The 15,233-nt window shown below is 66.6% G+C and carries 15 protein-coding genes and 1 pseudogene; 11 read left to right on the top strand and 5 right to left on the bottom strand.

Annotation, left to right across the window (positions count from 1 at the left end):
• Positions 1-203 precede the first annotated feature (203 nt).
• The 5 genes from A5698_RS17960 to A5698_RS17940 all read left to right on the top strand — a co-directional run bounded on the left by A5698_RS17960 (position 204) and on the right by A5698_RS17940 (position 5,986).
• Complete coding sequence (locus A5698_RS17960) at positions 204-725, top strand: DoxX family protein (protein ID WP_068299660.1); 522 nt, start codon at positions 204-206, stop codon at positions 723-725.
• Positions 726-860: 135 nt separating this feature from the next.
• Positions 861-2,633 (top strand): DUF3556 domain-containing protein, encoded by a 1,773-nt coding sequence (locus A5698_RS17955; protein WP_068299654.1) that lies wholly within the window; start codon positions 861-863, stop codon positions 2,631-2,633.
• A gap of 154 nt (positions 2,634-2,787) precedes the next feature.
• Positions 2,788-3,945, top strand: a complete 1,158-nt coding sequence (locus A5698_RS17950; RefSeq protein ID WP_068299650.1) for a thiolase family protein — start codon at positions 2,788-2,790, stop codon at positions 3,943-3,945.
• Complete coding sequence (locus A5698_RS17945) at positions 3,942-4,739, top strand: crotonase/enoyl-CoA hydratase family protein (RefSeq protein WP_068299647.1); 798 nt, start codon at positions 3,942-3,944, stop codon at positions 4,737-4,739. Before A5698_RS17950 ends, A5698_RS17945 begins: the two co-directional genes overlap by 4 nt.
• Positions 4,740-4,843: 104 nt before the next feature.
• The gene (locus A5698_RS17940) at positions 4,844-5,986 is read left to right on the top strand and encodes an acyl-CoA dehydrogenase family protein (RefSeq protein WP_068299646.1); all 1,143 of its coding nucleotides are present in this window, start codon (positions 4,844-4,846) and stop codon (positions 5,984-5,986) included.
• Between the two features lie 122 nt (positions 5,987-6,108).
• Here A5698_RS17940 and A5698_RS17935 read toward each other — a convergent pair whose 3' ends face one another.
• Positions 6,109-6,861, bottom strand: coding sequence for a fasciclin domain-containing protein (locus tag A5698_RS17935; protein WP_068299643.1), 753 nt, complete (start codon positions 6,859-6,861; stop codon positions 6,109-6,111).
• A gap of 172 nt (positions 6,862-7,033) precedes the next feature.
• Between A5698_RS17935 and A5698_RS17930 the strand changes: the two genes are divergently transcribed.
• Genes A5698_RS17930 through A5698_RS17920 form a run of 3 tightly spaced genes read left to right on the top strand, consistent with a single transcriptional unit; the run spans position 7,034 to position 9,460 of the window.
• On the top strand, positions 7,034-7,558 hold the full coding sequence (locus tag A5698_RS17930) for a gamma carbonic anhydrase family protein (RefSeq protein ID WP_068299668.1): 525 nt from the start codon (positions 7,034-7,036) through the stop codon (positions 7,556-7,558).
• A 34-nt stretch (positions 7,559-7,592) separates the two neighbouring features.
• Positions 7,593-8,741 (top strand): NAD(P)H-binding protein, encoded by a 1,149-nt coding sequence (locus tag A5698_RS17925; RefSeq protein WP_068299641.1) that lies wholly within the window; start codon positions 7,593-7,595, stop codon positions 8,739-8,741.
• A complete protein-coding gene (locus tag A5698_RS17920; RefSeq protein WP_084792505.1) occupies positions 8,738-9,460 on the top strand; it encodes a CPBP family intramembrane glutamic endopeptidase in 723 nt (240 codons plus the stop codon). Before A5698_RS17925 ends, A5698_RS17920 begins: the two co-directional genes overlap by 4 nt.
• On the opposite strand, the gene tet(V) is transcribed toward A5698_RS17920, so the two are convergent.
• Both tet(V) and A5698_RS17910 read right to left on the bottom strand, forming a co-directional pair.
• A complete protein-coding gene (gene tet(V) / locus A5698_RS17915) occupies positions 9,461-10,708 on the bottom strand; it encodes a tetracycline efflux MFS transporter Tet(V) (RefSeq protein ID WP_502688946.1) in 1,248 nt (415 codons plus the stop codon).
• Positions 10,709-10,810: 102 nt separating this feature from the next.
• Positions 10,811-11,629: an enoyl-CoA hydratase gene (locus tag A5698_RS17910; RefSeq protein WP_067081725.1), complete on the bottom strand. Its 819-nt coding sequence runs from the start codon at positions 11,627-11,629 to the stop codon at positions 10,811-10,813.
• A gap of 87 nt (positions 11,630-11,716) precedes the next feature.
• Between A5698_RS17910 and A5698_RS17905 the strand changes: the two genes are divergently transcribed.
• From A5698_RS17905 to A5698_RS17895, 3 genes are read left to right on the top strand one after another with little or no spacing between them, the layout of a single operon-like run.
• A complete protein-coding gene (locus A5698_RS17905) occupies positions 11,717-12,808 on the top strand; it encodes a CaiB/BaiF CoA transferase family protein (protein WP_067081722.1) in 1,092 nt (363 codons plus the stop codon).
• An 18-nt stretch (positions 12,809-12,826) separates the two neighbouring features.
• On the top strand, positions 12,827-13,579 hold the full coding sequence (locus A5698_RS17900) for a 3-hydroxyacyl-CoA dehydrogenase (protein ID WP_068299639.1): 753 nt from the start codon (positions 12,827-12,829) through the stop codon (positions 13,577-13,579).
• A 37-nt stretch (positions 13,580-13,616) separates the two neighbouring features.
• The gene (locus tag A5698_RS17895) at positions 13,617-14,615 is read left to right on the top strand and encodes an NAD(P)H-dependent flavin oxidoreductase (protein WP_068299637.1); all 999 of its coding nucleotides are present in this window, start codon (positions 13,617-13,619) and stop codon (positions 14,613-14,615) included.
• Between the two features lie 113 nt (positions 14,616-14,728).
• Here the strand turns inward: A5698_RS17895 and A5698_RS29760 are convergent, their stop codons facing one another.
• Together A5698_RS29760 and A5698_RS29075 are read right to left on the bottom strand one after the other, a co-directional pair.
• A complete protein-coding gene (locus tag A5698_RS29760) occupies positions 14,729-14,860 on the bottom strand; it encodes a hypothetical protein (protein WP_090278021.1) in 132 nt (43 codons plus the stop codon).
• Between the two features lie 129 nt (positions 14,861-14,989).
• Positions 14,990-15,233 (bottom strand): annotated as a pseudogene (locus A5698_RS29075) (DoxX family protein); the annotation flags it as partial.

Here is a 15,233-nt window from a genome sequence, read left to right as displayed (position 1 = left end):
CACCCGCAGGATCAGCACGCCGATGTCGTAAGCAGTCATGCAACAAAATCTAGGCCATGTGTTAAGCCCTTGCCCAGCCCCCTCGCAAGAACGCGGTGGCCCTGCACGCCCGAACTCGGCGTCGCCCGGCGGGTTAGGGGCTCCGGCGGGCACCGACCCTGGCTACTGGGCAAGGGCTTAACACATGGCCTAGATTTTGTTGCATGACTGCTTACGACATCGGCGTGCTGATCCTGCGGGTGGTCCTGGGTCTGACCATGGCCGCCCACGGCTACAACAAGTTCTTCGGGCCCGGAGGCCTCAAGGGCACCGCCGGGTGGTTCGACAGCATGGGGATGAAGCCTGGCAAGTTCCACGCCCGAGTCGCCGCGACGACCGAGATGGCGGCCGGCATCGGTCTCGCGTTGGGCCTGCTGACCCCGATACCGGCCGCGGGCTTCGTGGCGCTCATGCTCGTCGCGGCGTGGACCGTGCACCGGGCCAACGGCTTCTTCATCGTCAAGGAGGGCTGGGAATACAACCTCGTGCTCGCCGCCGCTGCCGTCGGCATCGCGACGATCGGCGCGGGCAAGCTCAGCCTCGACCATCTGCTGTTCAGCTCGACGAGTTTCTACGACCTGCTGCACGGCTGGTGGGGTCTGGTCATCTCGCTCGGTCTGGGCCTTCTCGGCGGCATCGGTCAGCTGGCGATCTTCTACCGGCCGCCTGCCAAGACCGACGCCTGACGAGAGCCCACGCAGTTCGCGAACCGCGCACCAGGGTCGTGAAACCTCGGCGATCGCGACCCTGTTGTAGTTTTCGCGAAGCGGACGTGAGGATCTGGAGCCGTATAGCTAGAACACGTTCTAGTCTGTGTTGCCATGGGGTTCTTGAAGCAGGACGCGCCCGTCGTCGACTACGAGGAGTGGAGTAAGGGCAGTCGGGCCGAGAAGATCGTGCCGATGGCCCGACACTGGGCCGAGGTCGGGTTCGGGACGCCGGTGGTCCTGCACCTGTTCTACGTCGTCAAGATCCTCCTCTACATCCTCGGCGCCTGGCTGGTCGTGCTCACCACCACGGGCATCGACGGGTTCACCAACGTCGCCTCCTGGTACAACGAGCCGATCGTGTTCGAGAAGGTCGTGCTGTACACGATGCTGTTCGAGGTCGTCGGCCTCGGCTGTGGCTTCGGACCACTCAACAACCGGTTCTTCCCGCCGATGGGATCGATCCTGTACTGGTTGCGACCCAACACGATTCGGCTGCCCCCGTGGCCGACCCGCATCCCGCTGACCAGAGGCGACACCCGGACGCCGTTCGATGCGCTGCTCTACGGCGCGCTCCTGGTGTTGCTGGTCGTGGCGCTGTTCTCCGACGGCACCGGACCGATACCCGAACTGGGGACGACGGTCGGCGTGCTGCCGGTGTGGCAGATCGCCGCCATCCTCGGCGTCCTCGCCGTGCTCGGTCTGCGCGACAAGGTGATCTTCCTGGCCGCCCGCGGCGAGGTGTACGCCTCACTTGCGGTCTGCTTCCTGTTCGCGGGGCCCGACATCATCATCGCGGCCAAACTGGTGTGCCTGACGATCTGGCTCGGCGCCGCGACGTCGAAACTCAACAAGCACTTCCCGTTTGTCATCTCCACGATGATGAGCAACAACCCGGTGTTCCGGCCCAAATGGATCAAACGCAAGTTCTTCGAACGCTTTCCAGATGATCTGCGGCCCGGGCGGGCGTCACGGTGGCTGGCGCACTTCAGCACCGCCATCGAGGGTTTGGTCCCGCTGGTGCTGTTCTTCTCCCCCGGGGGTTGGCCGACCTACATCGCCGCGTTCGTGATGCTGGTCTTCCACTTCGGCATCCTGTCCTCGATCCCGATGGGTGTGCCGCTGGAGTGGAACGTCTTCATGATGTTCTCGGTCCTGGCGCTGTTCGTGGGACACCCCGGGATCGGCCTTGGTGATCTGCAGAGCCCGTGGCCAATCCTGTTGTTCGCGATCGTCGCGGGCACCGTGGTTCTGGGAAACCTGTTCCCGCGCAAGGTGTCCTTCCTGCCGGGTATGCGCTACTACGCGGGCAACTGGGACACCGGGCTGTGGTGTGTGAAACCGTCAGGGTCGGCGAAGATCGAGGAGAACGTCGTCTCGATCGCGAGCATGCCGCAGGCACAGATGGAGCGCTACTACGGCAGCCCGGAGACCGCCCAGATGTATCTGTACATGGGATATGCGTTCCGCGCGTTCAACACTCACGGTCGCGCCATGTTCACCCTCGCGCACCGCGCGATGGCCGGCCACAACGAGGACGACTATGTGCTGACCGACGGTGAGCGCATCTGCAGCACCGCGATCGGCTGGAACTTCGGCGACGGCCATATGCACAACGAGCAGCTCATCGAGGCCCTGCAGAAACGCTGCAATTTCGAACCGGGTGAGGTCATCGTCGTGCTGATCGACGGGCAACCGATCCACAAGCAGCGCCAGGAATACCGGTTGGTCGACGCGGCAGCCGGGGAGTTCGAGCGGGGCTACATCCGCGTCGCCGACATGGTGACACGCCAACCGTGGGACGACACCGTGCCCGTCAACGTGATATGGCAGAAGTCGCAGCTGGATGCGCCGAACCGCCGCACGGATCGCGATCCGGCCCAGTAGTGCGATCCGTGCGCAGTCTCGGCGTCAGAAGACGCCTCGCAGCGGTTGCGCGTCGACCAACCAGTGAGTTGACCTAGTAAACCTTGTTCGTTTACGTTCGGGGGTGGACCCGCGCGTATGCGGGTGGATCCTCGGACTTCGAAGGAGAAGTGTCATGGCTGAAGCCGTCATCGTCGAGGCAGTACGGTCGCCCGTCGGCAAGCGCAACGGAGGTCTTTCCGGTGTGCATCCGGCTGAGTTGTCCGCGCAGGTTCTCAACGGTCTGGTGCAGCGCGCCGGCGTTGATCCCGCGCTCGTCGACGACGTCATCTGGGGCTGCGTCATGCAGGCCGGTGAGCAGGCCCTCGACATCGGTCGCACGGCCCTGCTGACGGCCGGCTGGCCGGAGACCGTCCCCGGCGTCACCGTCGACCGCCAGTGCGGTTCGAGCCAGCAGTCGGTGCACTTCGCCGCCGCCGGCGTGGTGGCCGGCCACTACGACGTCGTCGTCGCCGGCGGCGTCGAGGTCATGTCGCGCACCCCGATGGGCTCGTCGTTGGCCAACGGTGGCCATCCCTACCCGGAGGCGTTCCGCGGCCGCTACACCCAGACCCCGAACCAGGGCATCGGCGCCGAGATGATCGCCGAGCAGTGGGGCTTCGACCGCACCACGCTCGACCAGTTCTCCCTCGACTCGCACGAGAAGGCGGCCGCCGCGCAGGACTCGGGCGCCTTCGACGACCAGATCGTCGGCATCAAGACGAAGGATGAGGACGGCAACGAGAGCGTCGTGCTCAAGGACGAGGGCATCCGCCGGGGCACGCCGATCGAGAAGATGGCTCAGCTGAAGCCGGCCTTCAAGGAGGACGGCGTCATCCACGCCGGTAACTCCAGCCAGATCTCCGACGGTTCGGCGGCGCTGCTGTTCATGTCGGCGGAGAAGGCCAAGGAATTGGGGCTCAAGCCGATCGCCAAGGTGCACACCGCGGTGCTGGCCGGATCCGATCCGGTGATCATGCTGACCGCGCCGATCCCGGCCACCCAGAAGGCGATCAAGAAGTCGGGCCTGAGCCTCGATCAGATCGGTGTGTTCGAGGTCAACGAGGCGTTCGCGCCCGTTCCGATGGCGTGGCTCAAGGACATCGGCGCCGACGAGAAGAAGCTCAACCCGAACGGCGGCGCGATCGCGCTCGGCCACCCGCTCGGCGGGTCGGGTGCCCGCATCATGACCACGATGCTGTACCACATGCGGGACAACGGAATTCAGTACGGTCTGCAGACCATGTGCGAGGGTGGCGGCCAGGCCAACGCCACCATTCTCGAACTGTTGTGACGACCGAATTGACGACGCCCGCGGCGCTCACCGAGCGCCGCGGGAACGTCATGCTCATCACCATCAACCGTCCCGAGGCGCGAAACGCCGTCAACAGTGCGGTCAGCACAGCGGTCGGCGACGCGCTGCAGGCGGCGCAGGACGATTCCGAGGTGCGCGCGGTGGTCATCACCGGCGCCGGTGAATCCTTCTGCGCCGGTGCCGATCTGAAAGCGATCGCGCGACGGGAGAGCCTGTTCCACCCGGACCATGCCGAGTGGGGATTCGCTGGCTACGTGCAGCACTACATCGACAAGCCGACCATCGCGGCGGTCAACGGCACCGCGCTCGGCGGAGGCACCGAACTCGCGCTCGCCAGTGATCTGGTGGTCGCCGAGGAGCGTGCGAAATTCGGTCTGCCCGAAGTCAAGCGGGGCCTCATCGCCGCCGCCGGCGGGGTGTTCCGCATCGTCGATCACCTGCCGCGCAAGGTCGCGATGGAGCTGCTGTTCACGGGCGAGCCGATGTCGTCGGCCGACGCGCTCAGGTGGGGCCTGATCAACGAGGTCGTGTCCGACGGCGCCGCGGTCGAGGCTGCGCTCGCGCTGGCCGAACGCATCACCTGCAATGCGCCGCTTGCGGTTTGGGCGAGCAAGCGGGTGGCGATGGGTGTCGACGACGGCGTCATCACCGGCGACGAAGCCGGATGGTCGAGGACCATGCGTGAGATCTCGACGGTGATCCGGTCAGAAGACGCCAAGGAAGGACCGCTGGCATTCGCCGAGAAGCGCCAGCCCGTATGGAAAGCCAAGTAAGCGCCCTGACGAGCGCTTGCGCGAGGAAGAGATAACAGCGACGAGCGCTTGCGCGAGGAAGAGATAACAGCGACGAGCGCTTGCGCGAGGAAGAGAAAACACTGATGAAGAGAACGATCTACGAAGCCGAACACGAAGCATTTCGGGAAACCGTCAAGGAGTACATCGAGCGCGAGCTCGTTCCCAACCACGAGAAATGGGAGACCGAGCGCATCGTCGACCGGTCGGCGTACACCGCCGCGGGCAAGTACGGGCTCATCGGCTTCAACATGCCCGAGGAGTTCGGTGGCGGTGGCTCCGACGACTTCCGGTTCAACGCGATCATCGACGAGGAGATCGCCAAGGCCGGCGTCCATGGCCCCGCGCTGAGCCTGCACAACGACGTCGTCGGGCCGTATTTCAAGGACCTGACCAACGACGAGCAGAAGCAGCGGTGGCTGCCGGGCATCGCCAGCGGCGAGACGATCATTGCGGTCGCGATGACCGAACCCGGCGCGGGCAGCGACCTGGCCGGCATCCGCACCTCCGCAGTGCGCGACGGTGACGACTGGATCATCAACGGCTCCAAGACCTTCATCTCGTCGGGTATCAACTGCGATCTCTGCGTGGTGGTCGCCCGTACCGATCCGGAGGCCGGGCACAAGGGCTTCTCGCTGTTCGTCGTCGAGCGCGACATGGAGGGCTTCAGCCGCGGGCGCAAGCTCGACAAGATGGGCCTGCACTCGCAGGACACCTCCGAGCTGCACTTCGAGAACGTCCGCGTGCCGAACGCCAACCTGCTGGGCAAGGAAGGTCGCGGTTTCTACCACCTGATGACCAACCTGCCCTCGGAGCGGCTGTCGATCGCCATTTCGGCCATCGCCGGCGCCCGCGCCGTGTTCGACGAGACGCTGCAATATGCCAAGGACCGCAAGGCTTTCGGCCAGCCGATCGGCAGCTTCCAGCACAACCGGTTCCTGCTCGCCGAGATGGAGACCGAGCTCGAGGTCACCGAGAACTACATCGACCGCTGCCTGCAGGGCGTGGTCGACGGTGAGCTGACCGCGGTCGAGGCGGCCAAGGCCAAGTGGTGGGCGACCGAGGTCGCCAAGAAGGTCGTCGACAAGTGCGTGCAGCTGCACGGCGGCTACGGCTACATGATGGAGTACCGCGTCGCCCGCGCCTACGTCGACGGACGGATCCAGACGATCTTCGGTGGCACCACCGAGATCATGAAGGAGATCATCGGCCGCGACCTAGGTGTATAGCCGGCTCAGCCAGCGTGGCGTATAGCCGGCTCAGCCGGCGTGGCGTATAGCCAGCCTGTCGGCCCAACGCCAAAGCCCCCGAAACAACGGAGTTTCGGGGGCTTTCGCGTGTCGCAGAAGGGTCAGGCGGTCGGAGCCTCGGCCGGGGCCGGCTCGGCCGGAGCGGCCGGCTCGGTGGTCTCGGTCGTCGTCTCGGTCGTGGTCGTCTCGCTTGTCGACGTCGCCGACGGCGTCGCCGCATCCGGCGGGCTGGCCGGATCGAGCACCGCGTCGATCAGGTAGATCCGGGCGTTGGCTGCCTGGATGCCACCGCAGACCACCTTGGCGGTGTCGTTGATCGTGACGTCGGCGTTCTCACCGGTCACCTTGATCTCGGCACCCTGCTGCGTCGGCCGCTGACCCTTGACGTCCTTGGGTCCGAGGATCCCGAGGAAGACGTGGTAGTAGTCGAAGTCCGTCAGCGCGGCGGGGTTGGCCTTCAGCGCGTCCAACTGCGCGGGCGGAAGCGCGGCGAACGCCTCGTTCGTCGGCGCGAAGACCACGTAGGGACCGTTCTCCAGGACAGGCACCACGTTCACGGCGGGATTGAAGCCACCCGAGATCGCGGAGTAGAAGGTGCTGGCGTCCGGGATGGCCTGCAGGGCCTGACCGACGGGAAGGTTGTTCAGCGACTTCCAGTTGGGCACGGCCTCCTTGAAGGCGTCACAACCCTTGCCCTCCGGGTTCGGGAGCTCGACCTCCTTCGTGGTTGTCGGCTCCGCCGGCTGCTCGGGCGCGGGCGGGTCGGCGTACGCGGTCACGGCCAGCGGCACCGAAAAGGCGATCGCGGCGATTCCGGCGGTGGCACCAAGAGCTTTGCTGGTGCGAGTCTTCACTTACGGCTCCTCAGCTAGACAGGTCGAAACGCATGTTAAAGGCAGCGCTACGCGACTGCCAAAGTCGTCACCTCGCCAAACGGCCTCCGCATGCCGTCTGACCTGCGCGTTGTCAATCTGCCCACATGGTGCCCCGAACGGCCTCAAAGGGGCGATGCATACGATGGCCCGCATGCCCGAGCCGCTGATCATCCCCATTCGTGGTCGCAGACCCTCCCTGCCCGCCGAGGCGTGGGCGGCGCCCAACGCCAGCCTGATCGGGCAGGTGACCCTCGCCGCACGGGCCAGCGTTTGGTACGGCGCGACGTTGCGGGCCGAGGCCGAGCCCATCGAGATCGGTTTCGGCACCAACATCCAGGACGGAGTGACCATCCACGTCGACCCGGAATTCCCGGTCTGCGTCGGCGAAGAGGTCAGCGTGGGCCACAACGCCGTGCTGCACGGCTGCGTCATCGAGGACGGGGCGCTCATCGGCATGGGTGCGGTCATCCTCAACGGCGCGACGGTCGGCCAGGGCGCGCTGATCGCGGCGGGCGCGGTGGTGCCGCAGGGCTTCGTCGTGCCGCCGCGCACACTTGTCGCCGGCGTCCCCGCCAAGGTGCGCCGCGACCTCAGCGACGCCGAGGTCAACCACAACCGGTACAACGCGCAGGTGTATCAGCACCTCATCGATCTGCACCGCGACGCGTCCGCCTAGATTCTCCGGGGGTTGATCCGGGTACAGGCCTAGCGTGAAACGTCTCCGCACCCTGGTGACCGGCGCGTCCGGTTACGTCGGCTCCCGGCTCGTCACCGCTCTGCTCACCGAGGGCCACGATGTCGTCGCGGCGAGCCGAAACCCGGACAGGCTCGCCGATTTCGGATGGCAGGACCGCGTCACCCCGGTCGCGCTGGACGCCCACGACGAGGACTCGGCGCGCTCGGCGTTCGCCGAGGTCGGCCCCATCGACGTCGTCTACTACCTCGTGCACGGGATCGGACAGCCCGATTTCCGCGAAGCCGACAACCGCGCGGCGGCCAACGTAGCCCAGGCCGCCAAGGACGCCGGCGTGCGCCGCATCGTGTACCTCGGCGGGTTCGTGCCCGACGGCGACGACCTCTCGGAACACTTGGCGAGCCGTGCCGAGGTGGCCGAGGCGTTGCACATCGACGGCGGGCCCGACGTGGTGTGGCTCGGCGCGGCCATCATCATCGGGGCCGGGTCGACGTCGTTCGAGATGCTTCGCTACGTGGGCGACCGGTTCCTGATCATTCCCATGCCGGCGTGGTCGGCCAACCCGATCGACCCGATCTCGATCTGCGACGTGCTGCACTACCTCGTCGCCGCCGCGGACAGTGAGCGCGTACCGGCCGGGGCCTACGACATCACCGGTCCCGAAACCACGTCCTACGCCGAGCTCCTGCGGACCTACGCACGGATAGCGGGGAAGTGGCGGGCCGAACTTCCCGTCAACGGCGTCGACACCGGTCTGGTCTCCTGGGTGACGGCGGCGGTGTTGCCCGTCCCGGGCGGGCTGGCGGCCGACCTCGTGCAGTCGCTGGACCATCCGATGATGGCGTCCGAGACCGGGCTGCGTGAGTTCGTGCCGGACCCGCCCGCCGGGCTGATCGGCATCGAGGAGGCCATCACGCGGGCGCTGGCCAGCCGTCGGCGCCGGCCCGTCGACGAGCTCACCGACCCGCACCACCTCGCCGACACCGATCCCCGTTGGGCCGGGGGCGACACCCTGCGCCTGCGTCAGATGGCCGGCGCGGTCACACCATCGATCGCGCGACCGGCACTGGGTCTCATCGGCGGGGTCCCCGGGCCCGTCGCGGGCGCAGTGCGCACCGGGCTCGACACGCTCCTGCACTTCATGCCGAAGGTCGTTCCGACGTGACGGAGCCGACGCAGACGCGCCCGGGGTTGCTTCGGGAGATCCGCGACATCGTCGGCGCGTGCCCCGTTCCGCATCACGAACCACCCCACGTCGTACGACGTCGGCGCATCATCGTCGCGGTCGTGCTCATCATCGGCGCCGCGCTGCTCGGGCACTCGCTGACCCGGCCGCCCGGCGACCAGTCGTTCTACTGGCTGACGCTGGCGCTCGCCGGGGTGTGGGCGCTCGGCGCCCTGGTGTCGGGGCCGTTGCACATGGGTTGCATCCGCTTCCGCGACCGCAACCAGCGACCGGTGATCACCGGTATCGCAATGGGTTTGGGGCTGGGCGCGGTGTTCCTCGTCGGTGGTCTGATCGCGCGCGAGATCCCCGGAGTGCGCGAATACATCACGCGCGTGCTGGAATACGCCGATTACGGGCCGCTGATACTGGTCACCTTCATCACGGTGATCAACGGCCTGGCCGAAGAGATGTTCTTCCGCGGCGCCCTCTACACCGCGCTGGGGACCGTGAAGCCGGTGCTGATCTCGACCGCCTTCTACGTGATCGCGACCGCGGCCACCACCGGCAACCCGATGCTCGGCTTCGCAGCGATCATCCTCGGCACGGTCTGCGCGTTCGAACGCCGGGCGACCGGCGGCATACTCGCACCGATGCTGACCCACTTCTTCTGGGGCCTGGTCATGGTGCTCGCGCTGCCGCCGCTCTTCGGCGTCTAGTCAACGTAGGGGATGGGCCAGCTCGTCTCGGCGCATTCGGGCCGCCCACACCGCGACTGCCGCGACCAATACCGGGGCGATGCCCGCGACGAGGAAGATCGTCTGCACCGAAACGACTTTCGACAGCGGTCCGACGATCGCGAACGACACCGGCATAAACGCCAGCGACACGAAGAAGTCGAGGCTCGACACACGGCCCAGCATCGCCGTCGGCACCCGTCGCTGCAGCAGCGTGCCCCAGATGACCATTCCCGTCCCATCGGTGAACCCGATGACGAACGTCGCAACCGCCATCACGGCGAACGAGGACGTGAAGCCGAAGACGACCAGCGGTATGGCACCCACGCTCCACATCGCCATCATCACCGACAGATACCGGCGCGGCATCCGGCCCGACGACACCGTGAGTGCACCGAGTGCGCTACCCAATCCGAAGAACGCGAGGATGAAGCCGTACGTCCGGGCGCCGTCGGCGAAGCGGTCCTTGGCGATGAACGGCAGCAGCACCTCGATCGGTCCCAGAACGACCAGCACGAAGATGCTCGCGAACAACAGCGTCCACAACAGCCACGGGGTGCCGAGCACGAACACGAACCCGTCGCGCAGATCGCGCAGCACATGTGGGTTCTGCTGTGCTGCAGGCGGTTTCAGGACCGGTCTGGTCGCCACCAGTAGCGCCAGGCCGAGAGCGAACAAGCCGGCGACCGCCACCGCCCCGACCGCCGGGAAGGTCGCGCCGACGATGACACCGGCGGCGGCCGGGCCGACCGCGCGCTGGAAGACCGGGCGCACCACGCCCTCCACGCCGTTGGCCGCGAGCAGCTGCTCGGGCGGAAGGAGCCTCGGCAGGATCGCGCTGTAGGCGGGAAAGAAGAACGCCGCCGCGGATCCCAGCGCGGCTGCGCCCACTGCCAGGTGCCAGATCTGCAGTGCACCAAGCAGTCCCAGAACCGCGATGACCGACGAGGCGATGACATTGACCGTCTCGACCGCGATGATGATCGACCGCTGTGGGAAGCGGTCGGCGGCGATACCGCCGACCAACACGAACGCGACCAGGGCGCCGCCGAAGCAGGTCGTCACGATCGACAACGACACGGGATCGTTGTTCAGTTCGATGACCTGCATGGCCAGCACCACTGCGAACATGCCGTCGGCGAAGATCGACAACGTCACCGCCGCGATCAGCAGGCGGTACTCGCGGATGCGGAACGGTGCGAGCACGCGCCAACGACCGGCGCTGTGCACCGGCTGCTGAATGTCGAATTGCGTACTCACCTATCGATGGTCGCGGATGTGCGCCCGTCGAGTCCACCGACTTTCCGGGCGTGAGCCGTCAGCCCGAGATGCTCAGAAGTCGGAGAAGTTCGCCTTGCGGCGCTGCTGGAAGGCGGTGATGCCCTCGATGAAGTCCGGCGCACTCAACAGTGACAGCTGACCCTCGCGTTCGCGCCCGAGCGCGGGTTCGAACTCGGTGAGCGTGGCCGCGTTGATGGCGTGTTTGGTCTTGCGCAGCGCCACCGCGGGACCGGACTTCAGCGTGCTGAGCACCTTGTCGACCTCGGCGTCGAACTCATCGGCCGGATACACCGCGGCCGCCAGGCCCCAGTCGTAAGCCTCACGCGCGGAGACCTTTTCGGCCAGCAGCGCCATCCGGGCCGCGCGGGTGCGCCCGACCGCAGCGGCCACCAGCGCCGAGGCGCCGCCGTCGGGCATCAGCCCGATCTTGGTGAACGCCAACATGAAGTAGGCGTTGTCCGAAGCCAAGACGACGTCGCAGGCCAGGGCCAGCGATACGCCGACGCCGGCAGCCGCACCGTGTACCGCGGCGACCACGGGCTGGGGAAGATTCACGATCGCGCGGACCGCGTCGTTGGCGGCGTCGAGCACCGAGGCCGGGCCGTCGACGGTCTTCTGCGCCTGGTCGTCGCCGCTGATGCCGGCGCCCGAGCAGAACCCGCGACCCGTCCCACCGAGCCGTACCACCTTGACCCGTTGATCGGAGGCCGCGGTGTTGAGGGTGTCGGCGATACCGGCGAGCATCTCTCGATTCAGGGAATTGAGGCTCTCCGGTCGATTCAGCGTCACCGAAAGCACGCCATCGGCGAGTTCGACCGTCAGATCGTCGACACCGGTATACGTGGGTGCGCCTGAATCGAGGGTTGTCATGGCTGCACCCTAGAACCGGACGACTTGGTTATACAAGTAAGCTATGTCGGCGATCCGGAAGCGATTGTCCAACGAAGGGCGGTAAGCATGGCGGGACCTCTGCACGGACTGCGGGTGATCGAACTCGCGAGCATCGGACCCGGCCCGCACGCGGCGATGATCCTCGGTGACCTCGGCGCGGACGTCGTCCGCATCGAACGCCCGGGCAAGCTCGGCGGGATCCCGACCAGCAAGCGCGAGGCCGCGCTGCGCAACCGCCGTTCGGTGGCCGCGGACCTCAAGAGCGACGAAGGGCGCGAGCTGGTTCTGCGCCTGGTGGCCAAGGCCGACGTGCTGATCGAGGGCCTGCGCCCCGGCGTCACCGAACGACTCGGCCTCGGCCCGGAGGACTGCGCGAAGGTCAACGAGCGGCTGATCTACGGACGCATGACCGGTTGGGGCCAGACCGGGCCGCGCCGCCTGCAGGCCGGCCACGACATCAACTACATCTCCCTCAACGGCGTGCTGCACTCGATCGGCCGGGCCGGCGAGCGTCCCGTCCCGCCGCTGAATCTGACCGGTGACTTCGGCGGCGGCTCGATGTTCCTGCTCGTCGGCATCCTGTCGGCGCTGTTCGAACGCCAGACGTCGGGCAAGGGCCAGGTGGTCGACGCCGCGATGATCGACGGCTCGAGCGTGCTCGCGCAGATGATCTGGGGCTTTTTGCAAGACGGCCTGTGGACCGATCAGCGCGGGGTCAACATCCTCGACGGCGGTGCGCCGTACTACGACACGTACACCTGCGCCGACGGTCGCTACATCGCGGTGGGCTGCATCGAGCCGCAGTTCTACGCCGCGTTCCTCGAGGGTCTCGGGCTGGAGAACGCCGACCTGCCCGACCAGAACGACGCGAGCCGGTGGCCGGAACTGCGGGCCAAGCTAAGCGAGGTCATCGCGAGCAAGGACCGCGATCACTGGGCCAAGGTCTTCGCCGAGAGCGACGCCTGCGTGACGCCGGTGCTGTCGTTCAGCGAGGTGGAATCCGAACCGCACGTCACCGAGCGCAACACGTTCTATCGCGACGGCGACCACCTGCAGCCGATGCCCGCGCCGCGGTTCTCCCGCAGCGTGCCGCCGGCACCGACACCACCCGGACAAGCCGGAGCCGACACCGAAGCCGTCTTACGAGACTGGGCCTAAAGAAAGGAACACCCTCAAGTGGAGATCAAGGACGCCGTAGCCGTCGTCACCGGTGGCGCATCGGGCCTCGGCCTGGCCACCACCAAACGCCTGCTCGACAGGGGCGCGTCGGTGGTCGTCATCGACCTCAAGGGCGAGGAAGCGGTCAAAGAGCTCGGGGACCGCGCCCAGTTCGTCGAGGCCAACGTCACCGACCCGGAGCAGGTCACCGCGGCGCTGGATGCGGCCGAGAAGATGGGCCCGCTGCGGATCAACGTCAACTGCGCGGGCATCGGCAACGCGATCAAGACGCTGAGCAAGGACGGCCCCTTCCCGCTCGACGGCTTCAAGAAGGTCATCGAGGTCAACCTGATCGGCACGTTCAACGTGCTGCGCCTGTCGGCCGAGCGGATCGCCAAGCAAGAACCGATCAACGGTGAGCGCGGCGTCATCATCAACACCGCATCCGTCGCGGCGTTCGAGGGTCAGATCGGCCAGGCCGCCTACTCCGCGTCCAAGGGTGGCGTGGTCGGCATGACGCTGCCGATCGCGCGCGACCTGTCGCGCGAATTCATCCGCGTCGTCACGATCGCGCCGGGTCTGTTCAAGACCCCGCTGCTGGGTTCGCTGCCCGAAGAGGCGCAGCAGTCGCTGGGCAAGCAGGTCCCGCATCCAGCCCGCCTCGGTGATCCCGACGAGTACGGCGCGCTGGCCCTGCACATTGTCGAGAACCCGATGCTCAACGGCGAGGTGATCCGTCTGGACGGCGCGATCCGGATGGCCCCCCGATGAGCGCTTGCGCGAAGAGAAAAGGACCGAGGTAGACACGATGAGCATCAGGACGAAGTTCACCGAGACGTTCGGCATCGAGCACCCCATCGTGCAGGGTGGGATGCAGTGGGTCGGTCGCGCAGAACTGGTTGCGGCCGTGGCGAATTCGGGGGCGCTCGGTTTCATCACTGCGCTGACCCAGCCGACGCCGGCCGATCTGGCCAACGAGATCGCCAAGTGCCGCGATCTGACCGACAAGCCGTTCGGCGTCAACCTGACGATCCTGCCGACGATCAACCCGCCGCCCTATGACGAGTACCGCCAGGTGATCGTCGACTCCGGCATCAAGATCGTCGAGACCGCGGGCTCGAACCCGGCGCCGCACCTGCCGATGTTCCACGATAACGGCATCAAGGTGCTGCACAAGTGCACCTCGGTGCGGCATGCGGTCAAGGCGCAGAGCCTCGGCGTCGACGGCATCAGCATCGACGGTTTCGAGTGCGCGGGTCATCCCGGCGAGGACGACATTCCGGGTCTGGTGTTGATTCCGGCCGCGGCGGCCAAGATCGACATCCCGATGATTGCCTCCGGGGGATTCGCCGACGCGCGCGGTCTGGTGGCGGCGCTGGCGCTGGGCGCCGACGGCATCAACATGGGCTCGCGGTTCATGTGCACGGTGGAGTCGGCGATCCATCAGAACGTCAAGGAAGCGATCGTCGCGGGCACCGAGCTCGACACCGAGCTGATCTTCCGGCCGCTGCGCAACACCGCCCGGGTGGCCAGCAATGCCGTCTCGCGCGAGGTCGTCGAGATCCTCAACCGTGGTGGTCAGTTCGAGGACGTCAAGGACCTGGTCGCCGGCAAGCGCGGGGTGAAGGTCTACGAGGTCGGCGATCTCGACGCCGGCATCTGGAGCGTGGGCACCGCGATGGGCCTGATCAACGACATCCCGACCGTCGGGGACCTGGTCGCGCGGATCGTCGACGAGGCCGAAGAGATCATCAGCGGCCGGCTCAGCGACATGATCGCCGACGACGAAGAAGAGAACGTGGCTTAGAAAAGGGGATCGGATTTAGCTGGCGGGTTCGCCAAGAAGCGCCATCAGACCAGGCTCGGGCTCTGGGGCCGAACCGTCGGAGCGAATGCGCGACCCCTCGGCGCGCGTTCGGGTCAGACGGCGGTGCGCAGGGGGTGCTCGTCGTCGAGCTGCTCCGAGGTGTCGCCCTCTACCAGGACATCGCCGTGGTAGAGCGCCTCGAAGTCAACCTTGATGACATCGGCACTGGTGTCGTCGATCCACATGTACTCGACAGTAAGTGTTACCTCTAAGGAATCTTTGAGTCACGATTCGGAATATGTTGGCAATTCTTACCCGCGGGTAGGGTCCGGCGATACTCGTCCGATACCCGTCGGTAGCTTTTTGCTGGCCGGCTACGCCCTGGCCGTGAAGTGAATCGGGTTCGTGCCGAGCAGGGCCACCCAGGTCAGGATCGCCGCGGCGAACGCCACGATCAGCAGGCCGACGGCGATACGCCGTCCCCACGCCAGGCGGCCCAGCACCTTTGCGTCGAGCGAATACGCCCCGGCGCCGAGGAAGAGCAGCGCAGCGGCCCCGATGCCGATCATGAAGGGCACGTTGAACGGTTCGGACCAGAACGCGGACTGCGACACGTTG

Source organism: Mycobacterium sp. E136 (assembly GCF_001666865.1).
Taxonomy (GTDB): domain Bacteria; phylum Actinomycetota; class Actinomycetes; order Mycobacteriales; family Mycobacteriaceae; genus Mycobacterium.
The sequence above is the reverse complement of the archived record's forward strand: the minus strand, read 5'-3'. Positions and strand labels throughout refer to the sequence as shown.